Origin of the sequence: Hymenobacter tibetensis (assembly GCF_022827545.1) — a bacterium.
In the GTDB taxonomy this organism is placed as follows: domain Bacteria; phylum Bacteroidota; class Bacteroidia; order Cytophagales; family Hymenobacteraceae; genus Hymenobacter; species Hymenobacter tibetensis.
The window spans coordinates 4,144,727-4,159,158 of record NZ_CP094669.1; the positions used below are offsets into that span (position 1 = coordinate 4,144,727).

12 protein-coding genes are annotated in these 14,432 nt (G+C 57.2%); 6 read left to right on the plus strand and 6 right to left on the minus strand.

Translation table 11 applies throughout. The features are described 5' to 3' along the window. The first annotated feature begins 34 nt into the window (after positions 1-34). The 3 genes from MTX78_RS16600 to MTX78_RS16610 are packed head-to-tail and all read left to right on the plus strand — an operon-like array spanning position 35 to position 6,099. Positions 35-3,160, plus strand: coding sequence for a SusC/RagA family TonB-linked outer membrane protein (locus tag MTX78_RS16600; protein ID WP_243796581.1), 3,126 nt, complete (start codon positions 35-37; stop codon positions 3,158-3,160). A 33-nt stretch (positions 3,161-3,193) separates the two neighbouring features. Then, a complete protein-coding gene (locus MTX78_RS16605) occupies positions 3,194-4,729 on the plus strand; it encodes a SusD/RagB family nutrient-binding outer membrane lipoprotein (protein WP_243796583.1) in 1,536 nt (511 codons plus the stop codon). A gap of 41 nt (positions 4,730-4,770) precedes the next feature. Continuing rightward, the gene (locus MTX78_RS16610; protein WP_243796585.1) at positions 4,771-6,099 is read left to right on the plus strand and encodes a hypothetical protein; all 1,329 of its coding nucleotides are present in this window, start codon (positions 4,771-4,773) and stop codon (positions 6,097-6,099) included. A gap of 117 nt (positions 6,100-6,216) precedes the next feature. Here MTX78_RS16610 and MTX78_RS16615 read toward each other — a convergent pair whose 3' ends face one another. The 6 genes from MTX78_RS16615 to MTX78_RS16640 all read right to left on the minus strand — a co-directional run bounded on the left by MTX78_RS16615 (position 6,217) and on the right by MTX78_RS16640 (position 11,134). Then, positions 6,217-8,004, minus strand: coding sequence for a glycoside hydrolase family 10 protein (locus MTX78_RS16615; protein WP_243796587.1), 1,788 nt, complete (start codon positions 8,002-8,004; stop codon positions 6,217-6,219). 68 nt (positions 8,005-8,072) lie between these two features. Continuing rightward, positions 8,073-8,327 (minus strand): hypothetical protein, encoded by a 255-nt coding sequence (locus tag MTX78_RS16620; RefSeq protein ID WP_243796600.1) that lies wholly within the window; start codon positions 8,325-8,327, stop codon positions 8,073-8,075. An 82-nt stretch (positions 8,328-8,409) separates the two neighbouring features. Further along, positions 8,410-9,063, minus strand: a complete 654-nt coding sequence (locus MTX78_RS16625; protein ID WP_243796606.1) for a M15 family metallopeptidase — start codon at positions 9,061-9,063, stop codon at positions 8,410-8,412. Next, on the minus strand, positions 9,060-10,322 hold the full coding sequence (locus tag MTX78_RS16630) for a serine hydrolase (protein ID WP_243796608.1): 1,263 nt from the start codon (positions 10,320-10,322) through the stop codon (positions 9,060-9,062). The genes MTX78_RS16625 and MTX78_RS16630 overlap by 4 nt, the downstream gene beginning before the upstream one ends. Positions 10,323-10,461: 139 nt before the next feature. Further along, complete coding sequence (locus MTX78_RS16635) at positions 10,462-10,743, minus strand: hypothetical protein (RefSeq protein WP_243796609.1); 282 nt, start codon at positions 10,741-10,743, stop codon at positions 10,462-10,464. 85 nt (positions 10,744-10,828) lie between these two features. Then, positions 10,829-11,134, minus strand: coding sequence for a hypothetical protein (locus MTX78_RS16640; RefSeq protein ID WP_243796611.1), 306 nt, complete (start codon positions 11,132-11,134; stop codon positions 10,829-10,831). Positions 11,135-11,287: 153 nt separating this feature from the next. On the opposite strand from MTX78_RS16640, the gene MTX78_RS16645 reads away from it, so the two are divergent. The 3 genes from MTX78_RS16645 to MTX78_RS16655 all read left to right on the plus strand — a co-directional run bounded on the left by MTX78_RS16645 (position 11,288) and on the right by MTX78_RS16655 (position 14,261). After that, positions 11,288-12,166 carry a hypothetical protein gene (locus MTX78_RS16645; protein ID WP_243796612.1) on the plus strand — a complete coding sequence of 293 codons (879 nt, stop codon included), beginning with the start codon at positions 11,288-11,290 and terminating at the stop codon, positions 12,164-12,166. 89 nt (positions 12,167-12,255) lie between these two features. Continuing rightward, positions 12,256-13,167, plus strand: coding sequence for a rhomboid family intramembrane serine protease (locus MTX78_RS16650; RefSeq protein ID WP_243796613.1), 912 nt, complete (start codon positions 12,256-12,258; stop codon positions 13,165-13,167). Positions 13,168-13,301: 134 nt separating this feature from the next. Next, positions 13,302-14,261: a T9SS type A sorting domain-containing protein gene (locus MTX78_RS16655; RefSeq protein ID WP_243796619.1), complete on the plus strand. Its 960-nt coding sequence runs from the start codon at positions 13,302-13,304 to the stop codon at positions 14,259-14,261. Positions 14,262-14,432: the final 171 nt, after the last annotated feature.

The following is a 14,432-nucleotide window of genomic DNA, read 5'->3' on the forward strand; positions in this document are numbered from 1 at the left end:
ACCTTCTTTCACCCCACCCTCTCCCTCCCTCACTATGAAAAGACTTTACTTGCTGCCTGCGGCTTTTTGCGTACTGGTGGCTCCACCAGGTTTTGCCCAAGCGCAACGCACCATTACTGGCGCTGTTACTGCTACCGATGGTAGCGCCCTACCAGGCGTGACAGTCCTCGTGAAAGGAACTACTACCGGCACGAGCACTGGCCCCGACGGCCGCTACACCATCCAGGTAGCACCGGGTAGTACCCTCACGTTTAGTTTTATTGGGTATACCACCCTAGAGCGGGCTGTTGGCGAAAGTACCACCCTTGATATCAGCCTCCGTGACAATGCCACCCAACTAAAAGACGTAGTGGTGACGGGCTTTAATATCGCACAAGACCGCCGCCAGCTCAATTATGGGGTGCAGCAGATAGAGGGCAAAGAGCTGGTGGATACCCGCCAAACCAATATTGTAAATGCCTTGCAAGGCAAGATTGCTGGCGTAAACATCACCTCCTCGGGTGGAGCACCAGGCGAAGGAGCTTCCATTGTGATTCGGGGAGGTAACTCGCTCGATGGCGACAACCAGCCGCTGTTCGTAATTGACGGTGTGATAATGGATAACTCCTCGTTTGCCGAGTCGACGGCGCCAGGTGGAGGCTCGGGTTTCAACGGCCTCTTAGGCCGCTCGGTAGGCACTACCAACCGGGCCTCTGACCTCAACCCGGAAGATATTGCCAGTATCACGGTGCTGAAAGGCCCCGCGGCTTCGGCGCTCTATGGCTTGCGGGCAGGCAATGGTGCCGTTATCATCACCACCAAAAAAGGCTCGTCTGGCCGCACCACTATCACCTACCGCACCCAGTATTCGGTAGACGAGGTCAACCGGCTGCCTACTCTCCAGGATCAGTATAAGCAGGGTACTAATGGAGTGTTTGATCCGAGTGTTCGTACGTCATGGGGGCCGCAGTTCGGTTCGGAAGAGACGGTGTACGACAACCTAGGCAATGTATTCCGCACGGGTACAAGCTTCCAAAACTACCTGACCATGTCGGGTGGCTCCGACAAGGCGACGTTTTTTCTGTCGGCCTCGCACTTACTGCAGAATGGCGTGGTACCCGAAAGCCAGTACGATAAAACATCGGTTCGGCTGTCGGGCACCGCTAAATTTTCGCCCAAGATCAGTGCTTCAGCCTCAGCCAACTATATCAATTCGGGCGGGGAACGGCCTTTCCAGGGCCAGGGCTTATTTGGCAATAGCCTCCAGCCGAGCGGCTTCTTTCTGAGCTTGATTAACTGGCCACGTAACGACGACACCCGCGTTTTCGAGAACCCTGATGGTACCCGCCGCCGCTTGCTCGGTGCTAGCACCGCTGCCAATGACCCCGACAACCCGTATTTCTCGTTTTACCGCAACCCGCAGACCGACCGGACCAATCGTCTGATCAGTAACGTATCGTTGACTTATCTGCCTTTCAAATGGCTGAATCTGACTTACATTGTAGGTAATGATTTCTACCAAGAGCGCACCCGTTCCGTGCGTGCGCCTGGCACCTCACAAGTCAACAACCAAGATGGAGGGTTAGCTGAAACGGTGAACTTCAACCAAGTGCTGACTTCCAACTTGCTGGCCACTTTCACGCATCAGTTCAGTGAGAATATCAGTGGGTCGTTGTTGCTCGGCAATGCTATTGAGCTGAACGACAACAAAGCCAACGACCTACTGGGCCTGATTTATCAGAATCCCACGTTTGTAAGCCTTAACAACACCGTAAACCGCGGCGCAATTCAGCGTTTCTCCAGCCGCCGCATTTTGGGCAATTTCGCTCGTATCAACCTCGACTTGTTCCACCAAGTGACGCTGGAATTGTCAGGGCGTTACGACCGGTCTTCGACGCTGCCGCGCCCTGATGAGGGCAAGAACTTCGGCAAAGGCTTCGGATATGGCTCTGCCGCCGTTGGCTACGAGTTTACCCGTACCCTTGGCCTCGACCAGAACCCAGTGTTCAGCTACGGTAAGCTGCGTGCTTCCATCGCGCAGGTAGGTAAAGACACGGGCCCTTACCGCGTAGATTCGCCACTGACCACCAATACGTTTATCGGGGGCGGATTCCGCAACGGCTTCTATGGTTCCAATCCATTACTTAAGCCAGAAAAAACCGTCAGCTACGAGTTGGGCTTGGATTTGCAGTTCCTCAAAAACCGGCTGCGCGTGGATGGCGCTGTGTATCAACAGGAAACCACGGATCAGCTGATTGCTCCCCGCGTGAGCCAGGCTACCGGCTTTATTCTGCAATACATCAACGGAGGCAAGGTGGTAAACCGAGGCTTTGAGCTTGCGGTGAGCGGCACCCCCGTTAAACTGGTCAACAGCCTGACCTGGGACATCAACGCCAATTTCTACGCCAACCGCAATACGGCCACGCTACCGCCCGCTCTGGCCATTATAGCTCAATCCGACGCCTCCGTATCGGATTATGTGCAGGGCGCTGCCTTTCTTGGCAGGCCGCTGGCGGGCATAGCCGGTACCGACTGGGTGCGAGCTCCTGATGGGCAAATCCTGATTGGTGCCAACGGGTATCCTACTGTGAACCCAGCGTTTGTGTATCTCGGCAACCGGGCACCAAAATACACTACGCAGCTTACCAACACGGTTTCCTACAAAGGTCTCGCCCTTACGTTCCTGCTCGATTTCCGCAAGGGCGGCAAAGTGTACAACGGCAACGACCAGTACGCTACGCGCGTGGGCATGAGCGAGCGGACGTTGGACCGTTACAAGCAAATCGTTGTCAATGGGGTTGTGGCCGTGACCAATCCGGATGGCACAACCAGCTACGAGCCCAACGCCCGGCCAGTGGAAGCAACCCAAGCCTATTACCGTGACCAACTAGGCACGGTAGCGTCGGCCTTTGTTGAGGATGGCTCCTGGACGCGTTTGCGCTACGCTACCTTAAGTTATGCCCTGCCCGCCAAGTGGCTGGGTGGCAGCGCAGGCGTCGTAAAGGGCTTGGAAGTGAGCGTAACGGGCCGCAACCTGGTTCTGCTAACCAACTACTCCGGCGTGGATCCAGAAACGTCGGCCTCGGGCTCTGGTGTGCGTGGCGGCGGCGCAGGCGGCTTCGATTACGGCAGCGTACCCGCTACCCGCGGGGTTGACATGGCCATTCGGGCTACTTTCTAGCCTCAGCCTTCTTTTGACTTGCTTACTACCTATATGAAAAAGCTAATTTTCCTGCTGTGCCTGGCCCTAAGCGGACCAGCACTGACAAGCTGCGAGAGTTTTCTCGATAAGAACACGGACCCCAACAACCCAACCAGTACTACCCCCAACTTTCTGCTACCCAGTATCATCAGCAACGGGCTGGCTATACAGGGCTTTTCGGCGCTACGCACGGCGTATATCACGCAGTACGTGGCTGCCCGCGCGGCTGGCGCCGGAGGTGCCGACCAATACGTGCTGACGACTGCCTTCAGCAACGCAACGTTCAACAACACCTTCTTTTTGGTGGGGGGCAATATTCCGCCCATGATCAAACTGGCGCAAGAAGAAGGCTCGCCTTATTACGTGGGGGCCGGCAAGATTATGATGGCTCTGATCCTGAGCCACGCCACCGATATGCTCGGCGATATTCCTTACCGGGAAGCTTTCCGCGGCGAATTAAACTACACGCCCGTATACGACCCGCAACAACAGCTGTACGAAGACATCCAAGTGCTCCTAGATGAAGGCATTGCGGAAATGTCGAAGCCAGTTTCTGAAAATAGGCGGCCGTTCTACTCGGCGTTGCCGAGCCCCAGCGGCGACATCCTCTACCAAGGCGATGTGCAAAAGTGGATTCGGCTGGCGTGGTCGTTGAAAGCCCGGCAGGCCCAGCACCTCACCAAGAAGGCCGGCCTCTACAACCCTGCCACTGTGCTGGAGTACGCCTCGAAAGGCTTTACCAGTTCCACCGACGATGCACAGCTGCAATTTCAGGTAGCAGTGTCTCCACTGATGGGCACCACCAATATCTTTGGTCCTATTCGCAACAACTTCGCTATGGCCACTTACGGGGCCAACTTCTTGAAATTTCTCAATGGGGCTACGTACGCCGGCGTCATTGACCCTCGCTTGCCCATTATGGCAACCCCTACCAGCACTGGCGCTGACCCTGGCCGGGGCGGCGGACCGCAGCCGCCTACTGCCACCACGGATTTCTACAGTTCTTGGTATGCCCGCGACCTAGGCTACGAAGAAATCATTACCTACCACGAGCTGCAGTTTATTAAGGCAGAGGCTGCCTTCCTGGCCAATCAGAAGGCTACAGCATTGGCCGCCTACCGAGAAGGCATCCGGGCGCACATGGCGAAGATTGGCACGCCCACCGTTAGCACTTCGCCCGCCGTTACTTTTCCAGGCATCACCGCGGCCCAAATTACCTCTTATCTGAACAGCAGTGCGGTTGCACAAACCGAAGCGCAGTTGGCATCACCCAGCAATCCCACCCTGCCGCAAGCTATTATGCAACAGAAGTACATTGCTATGTTTTTAAACCCTGAATCGTGGACGGATATGCGGCGCTATGATTTCAGTGCCGAGATATATCCTAACCTGGTGTATCCGGTTGGGGCCAACACAGTAGCGGCCGGGCAATACCCACGGCGCCTACTACCCGCAGAGCGTGAGGTAGTGCTTAACACAGCTCAAGTAGATAAAATTGGAGGTCTGGCGCCTGATTTCTTCATCAAGAAAGTATGGTGGGATGAATAGTTCTGGCAGCTTTTAATATTTCTCACTGACTCCTCTACACCATGATACAACGCTACTTCCCCCACCCCGCTGTGCTGCTCGGTTTGGTGGGTTTGCTGCTCGTCAGCTGCGAAAAAGAAATTGACAGCACTTACGAAGTGCTAGACGACAACCGCTTCCCCACCTTGCTCAGCAATGCTCTTCCAACTCTTTCAACTAGGTATGCACCAGGCGAGACTGTTCCTATCGAGCTAAACTTTGCTGCTCAGGAAGATCCTATACGGGAAATTCGCGTTTTTCAGCGCATTGAGCCAGCCCCCGATTCAGCAGTGGTACAAACCATTGAGGCAAGCCAGGCGGCTTTCTCGCGCCGTAAGAATGTTGACACGTTAGTAGTAAACTACGTACTGCCAGCCGAGGTCAACAAGTCGCGCGTACGGTTCTCGGCGGTGGTGGTAAGCCAGAATGGTCTTACCAAAACCCGCTCCATCAACTTCCGGCTAGCGGAAGCCACGCCTACAGTCCGCATCAATTCAGCTACCAACGTAACATCTCCGCCCAACGGCACCCTTGTACGCGGCGACGTTGTACGCTACAATTTGACCCTCAATGCCAACGGCATCAACACGTATCCCGAGCGGCCCGCCGCCCCACCAGCCGTCACCGCCATCCTCTACAAAGAGCTTGATAGCTTAGTTGTGTACAGGCGGGTGGGAACCGGTATGGAAGAGCGCGACAAAACCCTAACTCGGCGCCTACCCGCTACGGGCACGCAAACCGGAGCCCAAACTGTCGTAACGGTTGATGCAGTTCTGCCAACGAGCATGAGTGGCCAATCGGTAGTGTATCGTTTCGAGGCAAAAAGCCGCTTTCTGGGCACTCCCAATGTTCGAGTTGGTTCGGCTACGGCGGCACCGCTCACCTACGGTATGCCTACCGCATTGGCAGCGCCTCGCACAGCCACACTCACGTACACAGGCACTACCGGTGGCGACTTGGCAGCCTTTGACCTGACGAGGTTTGCGGCAGTGCCGGCCGCCGGGCAAGCTAGCAGCAAGGATCTTGCTATTACCAGCACCGCCAGCAATGCCGTGCGCTTACAAACCCTCAACCCAACCACTGGTACCCCACCCCCTACGCCTACCCGGTTCGTCCGCCTTACTACGGACGGGGCCGCTGCCTATGCCAACGCTACGCTTAATAGCATCCGACAAACGTTTTTGCTAGCGCCAACAGCCAGCCAGGTGACTACTCTCGACAATGTAGTGGTAGGCGACGTAGTCATTGCGCGGGTTCGCGGCCTCGACCAGTACGTCATCTTCACCGTAACAGGAGTTAACCGTACTTCCCCTACCGATGTAGCCGTAACGCTGGCAGTCAAGGCACTTTAGCACCTATCTGTGTTTGTCCAAATAAAAAGGCTCTGCTAATATAGCAGAGCCTTTTTATTTGGACAAAGCATGGGCAATACGCGCACAACCTGTTCTTATACCACACCTTGCACCCGCTTACCGGCCGCCAAAGATTCGCTGGAAGAAGCCGCGCTTTTTCCGGGGCTTAACCTTGGTTTTGATTTTGGTGACGCTGCCTGGTGAAGTGGTAGTGCGCGTGGTAGCACGAGTGGTGGTTGGGCGGGGCACGGGCCGCGTAACGGGCGCAGTAGCTACGGGCGGTACGGCGGGCGGCATAGGTGCTGGCGTGGTGGAGGCCTGTGCTACAATGATTTCAACCGGGCGGCCAGTGGTGCGCACATTCACGGGGCGGCTTTCATTGTGCAGCCGGTCCACGGCGGTGAGGTAATAGGCATACCCGAGGCCAGGGCGGGCAGTGGTATCAACGTATACTAGGCCGGTGCCGGGCCGGGGGCGCAGCACGGTCAGGATGTGGCGCGGGTCGTCGGGGCTAGGCGCTTCGGTTGAGGCGAAACGGTAGAGTACATAGTAGGCGGCTTGGTCGCCATCGGGGGCAACGGGCGCGGGCTGCCAGGTGAGCGTATTGGCTTTGGGGGCCGCAGTGAGCACCAAGTTTTGGGCGGGGAGTGGTGGCATGGCATCCAGCCACGGCATAGTGGGCACCAGGGCCGGGTAGCGGAACAGGTTCAGGCGCAGGGAATCGGCGGCGTGCCGGGGGTTGGAAATCAACGATTTCGAGCTGAAAAATACGCTTCCCTGCACATCGGCGGGGAAAGTACGGTTGAGGCGCACCTGCCGGGGCAATTCCCGGGTGCCCAGCCAGGCTGTGTCGCGGCGGCTGGTTTCCAGCATGCGGTAAGCACCCTGCCCAATGTAGAGGTGCCGCCCAAATCGGTTGCGCGACCACCATTCCAACAGCACTGGATAGGCGGCCACCTTAAAGCTGCTGCTCCAATACAGCTGCGGCAAGATGTAATCAACCCAGCCCTGGCGCGTCCATTCGCGGGCATCGGCGTACAGGCCCGAGTAGCCTTCAAAAGCAGAAGTGGCCGAGCCCTCCGGGTCGTTGCGCTGGTTCATCCACACCCCGAACGGCGACACCCCAAATTTCACCCACCGCTTGGTGTGCTGAATGGAGTCGTGCAGGTCTCGGATAAGCACGTTCACGTTTTGGCGGCGCCAGTTCGGTACGCTGAGGTTGTCGGGGTTGAACTGCGCGTAGGCCATTTCATCATGAATGACCTGTCCCGCTTCCGGGTACGGGTAGAAGTAGTCGTCGAAGTGCACGCCGTCGATGTCGTAGCGGCGCACCACATCCATGATAATGCGGTTGATGTACTGGCGCACTTCCGGCAACCCAGGGTTGTAGAGCAACTTGCCCGCATAGCGCAGAAACCACTCCGGGTGCTGCCGAAACGGATGGTTGGGAGCCAGCCGGCGCGTAACAGAATCCATGGAAGCGCGGTACGGGTTAAACCAGGCGTGGAATTCCATGCCACGGTTGTGAGCCTCCTCGATAAGGAAGGGCAAGGGGTCGTAGTTGGGGCTGGGTGCCTTGCCCTGGGTACCCGTCAGCCACCGGCTCCACGGCTCATAGCTGCTCTGGTAGAAAGCATCCGACGCGGGCCGCACCTGCACAAACACGGCGTTGATACCGTTGCGCTGCTGCTGATCCAGCATGCGGCGGTACTCGCGGCGCTGCTGCTCGGGGGTAAGATTGCGGGAACTAGGCCAGTCAATGTTCTCTACGGTGGCAATCCAAACGCCGCGTAGTTCGCGTTTGGGGGGCACATCGGCAAGGGCGGGGCGCGCAGAAACGGCCAGTAGGCCTACAATGGAAACAAAAAAAGCAAGAAGCCGGCCGGCGGCAAACAAATGGGACATCAGCACGAAAAGGGAATCAAGCTGCAAATTAGCGCCTCCTCGCCGGATATCACTACTGTTTTGGTTGGCTAAGAACTACTTGCCACCGCAATACCGTTGCGCCGCACCACAAACCCAATCTGGAATAACCCGCTGAGCAGATTCACTTCATAGACTACATTGGTACCGTCTTCCACCACCGTGAAGATGTGAGGACTGACAAACAGGAAGCTTTTCTTGTCGGATACAACCTGCCCATTGTACGTAATTCTTTCCCGGCCGTTCCAGTAGCTGACCTCGATATCGACGCGGTGCCCGTGAGTATCTACAGTGATTTTTTTCATGCGCTGCCTTGCCGCTTGAGCCTAATAGTGCCTGAATATAGACGAATACCTGGCCTTCTTCAAACGCTAACTTCATCTGCAACTACTTAGTGGTCAACGCAGAGAACGGAATATCCAGTAAGTCAAACTCAGCCCACCGCGCAAAGTCGAAGTGCCACCACTCCGCCGGGTAGTTCACGAAATGGAACGCTGCCATAGTATCCAGCAACAACGTGCGGTTGCGGCGCGCCTCGGCTGATACGGGCTCGTAGGTGGCATGGGCGGCGGGTGTCAGATCATCGAAAGCCGTGGGCATGCGTAACGGCTGACCGGTAGCATCCACCAGCGCCACATCCACGGAGCAGCCGCGGTTGTGCCGGGAGCCGCGCCACGGTGGGGCCGCGTAGGTTTCGTCTTGGATCTGCTCCCAGAACTGCACCGTCACGCTGTACGGCCGGTAGGCATCGAACACCACTAACCCCACGCCATGCACGGCTAAGGCAGCTTGCACCTGCTGCAACGCCTCGGCTGCGGGGGCACGCAGAAACGCTGCGGCCGTCGGGTATAGGGCCTCGCCTAGCACATTGGAAGTTGTGGCGTAACGAATGTCAAGCTGAATATTAGGAATTGCATCCCGCAGGTTTACTAGCTTGGTTTCGGGGTGTAGGTGAACTTGTTGCCAGTAAACGGCCACGTCAGTAACTACCGCCAAGCCATAGGCATTGGGCAATGGTGAGGCGAAGGCAGTAGGTGTCATGGCGCGTCCTCCCCTACTACATTGTAGTTGAGCTGAAACCGGCTAAGGTTGGCCGGGTGGCGGCGTGGGCGTTGCCGCTCGTAATTGTACACTGCCTGGCCTAAATCGCGCAGGAAAGGGAAGCCAATGGTGCCGTAGTCATACTGGTCGTCGTTGAGCACGCCATCGGCATTCACGTAGATCACCGCCGAGAGCAGAAACTCCACGCCGTGCTCGAAATCCACTACGTAGGCGTTGTCAATCAGAAATCCGTAGGCCTGCCCGATTTTGTTGAACGCCCGCACCCCCGACGGCAACGGCGCGATACCCCCACCTCCCAGCAGAAACTTGGCGTAGGTATCAGGGTAATGCGCGGTGTCGTAGCGGGGCGCCAGGCTTTCGCGCGGCAGCATGGACAGGTAGCGATACAGAAAGCGGTAATCTGCTTCGGCCAGCGCAAACCGGTGCTTGCCGGGCGTGGCTTCCGGAAATAGCAGAGCGCGCAACACCTGCTGTTGCTCGGCTAACGAAAAGTTGTTTTTGGCGCCGAAATCCAACGGCCCTTCTATCCGTTTGTTGCCCTGCATATAGGCCCGGCCAATGCGGAAATCTTGCGCCGTTAGTTTGGGCAGTGGCTGGTTGTTGTAGGCGGAAGGCTGCACGTACAGCGGCTGCGTGAGGGCCGTATCGGCGTAGAATGCTAGCGGGTTGGTGTGGCGCGACCCGGGTTCCTCGTCCCCAACCGAAAGCCGATGAATCAGGCGGCTGTTCCGCAGGCCAAGCTGGCGCAACCCCTTGTTCAGTTCCTGCTGCCCCACAAATTCATACAGCCGGTTATACGCATCGTTGTCGCTCACCAACAGCACCTTGCGCACATACTGCCCAATGCTAGCTCGGCCGGAGGCTGCCGATGAATCCCGCAGAACGCGGGTTTGGCCAGCGAAGGCGGAATCGAGCCGTAGTGGCGAAGCTGCCGTTAGGGCGGGCACCTGGGCGCGCAGGCTTCGTAGCTTTGCCAGCGCCAACGCCGCAGTCGGCAACTTCACGGTACTGGCCGGATAAAAATACTGCCGCCCCGAAGCGCCGTACCGGTACGTGCGAAAGTGCGGTTTTCCGGCCGCATCACGGTTGATTTGGGTATACAAAATCTGGACCCGATACGCAGCCGGGTCGCGCATCACCCGCCCAAACCGGCTGGTATCGGCCCCAAGCAAGCGGGGCATTGGATTGCCGCCGCGCTGGCCCAGCACCGTGGCTGGGAGCAGCAGTACGCTTGCCACAAGCAATTTCGCACTCGTCTGACATAGAAAACCCCTCATAGGTTGGAAAGATAGTTTCTTCTCACCTATGAGGGGCTTTGTACTTCGATGCGCACAGCTAGCTCACTTTTGTTGCAAAGCTACTGCTGTGGGGCGCGCCTTATTCGGCGCCTTGGTCTTCTTTGGTAGGACTGCCGTCGGAGGCGGCATCAGCACCGCCTTCCATACCATTAGTTTGGCTGGCATTGCCGTACTCGCCCCGAATGCCCGATCCGTCACCCATGTTTTCCTGGGTGCTGGTAGCTTCAGGGTTGCCGCTCGCATTGGGGTCCGGATCATCGTGGCCAGGAATACGGCCGCCGGTGCTTAGTTGGCCAGCCTGGTGCTCGGCGGCTTCTTTTTGCTGCTTATCTGACGTGGGGTCTGGCTGATTGTTTGCCATGATGAAGTGGGAATAATAAAGGTGAGAGAGGAAATATGGTCTGGCAGAAGAGCAACAGTCAATGTGCCCGTCGCTGCGGGAGCGGCTACAGATTCACTTTGCCGGTTTCGCCGCCCGATACGCCGGTGCCGCTGCTGGTGGTGTTGCCACCTACGTCGCCATCCTTGGCGTTGCCGGGCGCATCGTAGTTGGGCGCACCTGACCGGACGCGGGCCCCTTTGATTTCCTGGCCGCCTTCGGTGCCGCCGCTACCCGAGTTGTCGTCGGCGTTGTTGCCGGTATCGGGTCCGCCGGAAGCTTGGCGGCCTTCCGGCTGGCGCTGGTCGGACTGGGAACTGCTGGCTTCTGGGAGGTTGCTGGCGTCGATGGGTTTTTCGGTTGGCTGATCCATAGCTAGGAATAGTTGGGTTGAGAGAACGGGGAAAGAGCGGTAAGAGGCTATACGCGGCTCCGGCCGGCGCGTTGGCCGAGGGCGCATGGTAGTGCCGGGGCTTTTGCTGAACTTGGGGGTCGATTCTTTCTCTATACTGCGTTTAGGCCTGTTATGTCTGCTTCGTCTTCTGCCGATTCTCTATCCGAAAAAACCGACGCGCAACTGCTGTTTTTAGCGCAGCATCCCGAGCTTTACCACGCCGACCTTGTGACGGCCGCCCGGCGCGAACTGCGCCGCCGCAGCATCAGTCCCGACCCACCCGCACCCGCGCCACTACCCCGCGAAACCTATATCCTGCCGTACGAAGAAGAACACGAACCCAGCTTCTGGCAACGCCCGGCGCCGTGGATAACTCTGCTAGCGGTGCTGCTGATTGGGGGCGTTCTGTACTGGAACAACACGAAAGCAAAAGCCGCCCAGGACCTAGCGGCCCAACAAGAACAGGAAGGCCCCATTGAGCTAAAATCGGTGGAGATTCTACGTATTCCCGCCTTCGACTCGCTTACCCGCACCCAGATTGCGCAGGAAATGCGCCAGCTCTCTCCCACCCAACGCACCGAAGACACCACGGCCACGCGCAAGTACAAGCTGTTGGCGACACGCTACTGGAACGCCGAAAATCAATCTGTTTACCTGCTCGACTGGCTGCAAAAGCCTAACGCCAATAGGGCAATGGCCAGCCAAGCCACCGTGGTTATCGAAGAGTGGCGCCGCCTTACGAAAGCCTTGGTCTACGACCACGGCCTGACGCCCGTTCTGGCTGAACGCATGAACGTGATGCGCGGCGCGGCCTATCTGCGCATTGAAACCTTGCAGGAAATCAATCGGCACTTTCAAAACAAGCAGTCCATTCTCGACCCCGACATTATCAGCCTCAGTGACTCCGCGGCGCACATCAGCGAATCGTTTCTTAGCCGCCAAAAGTGGAACGACCGTCTGCAGCGGGCCAAATTCTTTCCACCGCCGCCACCCCGCTACAAACGCGTCTGAAGCAACGCATCGGTAGTTGACCCGGCACAAAAAACACCCGGGGCTACTACCGGTTACACTAAACTCGCCAGCCAACGAAACCGGTTGGCGTGGGAACGGCACTTCAGCTCCTATTCGAGTTCAACCTGAAGTTCCAGGGCTACCTTGCCGTTCCTGTTCGTTTAGTTGATGGCCTCATGCCTTTTGAAGAGAAAACCGATGCGGAGCTCCTGTATCTGGCGCAGCATGGCGCAAGCTACTCCCTGGCCGTTGCCGACGCCGCCGTGCGGGAGCTACAGCGCCGCGGCCTGATTCCAGCGGAGCTGCCAGTTCCTACTGCCCCGCCTGTTGCTGCCCCTGCTGCTTCAGGCAGCGGATTTCAACGACTGAAAAAGTTGCTAGCTGGCATGCTATGGCCACGGGCGGGCTACTTCACCACGCCTTTGTTGCTGCTAGCCAACTTGCTGGTTTTTCTGCTGATGGGCTTGACAGGAATAAATCTAGTGTCTCCCGCCGGGGCAGACCTTATAGCGTGGGGCTCCAACTACTCTCCTCTCGTGCCGACCCAGCCCTGGCGGCTATTCACCAGCATGTTTTTGCACGGCGGCCCGGCGCACTTGTTGCTCAACCTGAGTGCACTGCTGCTGTTGGGCGTGTTGGCAGAAGAGAAAGTGGGTCGTTGGCCTTGGCTGCTTATATACCTGTTGAGTGGGGTGGGTGGCAGCCTCACTAGCTGGTGGTGGCATACGGGCGGCATCAATTCGGTGGGAGCCTCAGGGGCTATTTTTGGGTTGTACGGATTGCTGCTGGCGCTGCTGCTAGTGCGCACGCACTTTACCACGCGGCAAGAACGGGCCGGTATCATCGGCTTGCTGCTTTACTTCGCGCTTGGCAGCTTAGTAGGTGGGTTGCAAGGGTCTGCTGTTGATAATGCGGCTCACTTGGGCGGCCTCCTAACCGGGTTTGGAGCGGGCATAGTTCTGGGGCTCACAAACGGTACTCCGCACGCATCCAAACAATAGCGTACCTCTGTTCGCACTTAGTTATTCCTATAATTAACTAGATTATTCTTTCCTTAGTACAACCAAATGCGTTGCTACTTCCTCTATGAGGTTGAGCACACTTCCTTTTCAATCAGTTTTCATTTCCCGTATCCATGAAAGCAACTTTACGTAAACTGGCCGCTGCCCTTGCTTTGCTCGTGCCCACATCCGCCTCGGCACAAGCCATACCCAACGGCACCTTCGACACGTGGGTGAACCGCACTAGGCTTGAAGTGCCCCAAGATTGGACCACCGTAGACGAAGGAATTGAGGGTTCCCCTTTCGGCCTACTCTACAATACAGTTACCACTTCAAAAGATGCGACCAGCCGTACAGGGGCGTTTGCTGCGAAGATGGAATCAAAATCAGACCCTTTCCTAAGCTCCTACGGTCCAATACCCGGAGGCGTATTACTAGGCAGCGCAAACTTCGCGGATGTTCTTGGGGTCATCAACTCGCGAGACATTAGCAATATTGGTGGACTGCCATTCACGACGCGCGCTGCCAACATGCAGTTTTATTACAAACTAACGGGAACTAACGCGGCGGCTGATTTGGCCTACGCCATTGTTGCGCTGACGCGCACGGTAGGCGGCACCGTACAAACCATTGCGACTGGTGAGCTACGCATACCACCCGCAGCCACGTATACCTTGGCTAACATCCCCTTGGCGTACACTTCTTCCGCAATTCCAGACTCCATCCATATTGTTCTTGTTTCAGGCACAGCCACAGTTCGCACTGTTGGCACTACCCTTTCTGTAGACGATCTTGTGATGACGGGCACTGTGGCTTCCACTCAAAATCCTGCTTTGGCCGCTGCTCTAACTGTATACCCCAACCCAAGTGTGTCTGGCAAGTTTCAATTGGCCTCGCCTAGCCGGCCAGGCGTAGCTACGGCTCCGTATAGCGTTACAGATGCTACCGGCCGCGTGGTGCGGACGGCGGCGGCGGCTCCAGCTGGCTTGGCTTCCGGTCGGCCACTGGAATTACAAGGCCTACCCGCTGGCGTGTATCTGCTGCATCTGAATACACCAGAAGGCGCACTAACGCATAAGTTACTGATTCCTTAACTCTACACGGAGTTGCTACCCCATTGCGGCAACTAGCTGGCATTGTTATCACTCCCGTTGTTGGCCCTGCCAGCGGCGGGAGTGTTTTTTTATGTACTGCAGATACGGTTCTTCTCGGCGGGTGCGCGGCTAGCTGTACGCGGTTTGCTCTTGGCTGTCGTATTACTCCGG

Excerpts from the sequence above, each read along its gene's own strand:
- MTX78_RS16610 (WP_243796585.1), top strand. The coding sequence starts at position 4,771 with ATGATACAACGCTACTTCCCCCACCCCGCTGTGCTGCTCGGTTTGGTG.
- MTX78_RS16620 (WP_243796600.1), bottom strand. The coding sequence starts at position 8,327 with ATGAAAAAAATCACTGTAGATACTCACGGGCACCGCGTCGATATCGAG.
- MTX78_RS16625 (WP_243796606.1), bottom strand. The coding sequence starts at position 9,063 with ATGACACCTACTGCCTTCGCCTCACCATTGCCCAATGCCTATGGCTTG.
- MTX78_RS16655 (WP_243796619.1), top strand. The coding sequence starts at position 13,302 with ATGAAAGCAACTTTACGTAAACTGGCCGCTGCCCTTGCTTTGCTCGTG.
- MTX78_RS16635 (WP_243796609.1), bottom strand. The coding sequence starts at position 10,743 with ATGGCAAACAATCAGCCAGACCCCACGTCAGATAAGCAGCAAAAAGAA.
- MTX78_RS16605 (WP_243796583.1), top strand. The coding sequence starts at position 3,194 with ATGAAAAAGCTAATTTTCCTGCTGTGCCTGGCCCTAAGCGGACCAGCA.
- MTX78_RS16645 (WP_243796612.1), top strand. The coding sequence starts at position 11,288 with ATGTCTGCTTCGTCTTCTGCCGATTCTCTATCCGAAAAAACCGACGCG.
- MTX78_RS16600 (WP_243796581.1), top strand. The coding sequence starts at position 35 with ATGAAAAGACTTTACTTGCTGCCTGCGGCTTTTTGCGTACTGGTGGCT.
- MTX78_RS16615 (WP_243796587.1), bottom strand. The coding sequence starts at position 8,004 with ATGTCCCATTTGTTTGCCGCCGGCCGGCTTCTTGCTTTTTTTGTTTCC.
- MTX78_RS16640 (WP_243796611.1), bottom strand. The coding sequence starts at position 11,134 with ATGGATCAGCCAACCGAAAAACCCATCGACGCCAGCAACCTCCCAGAA.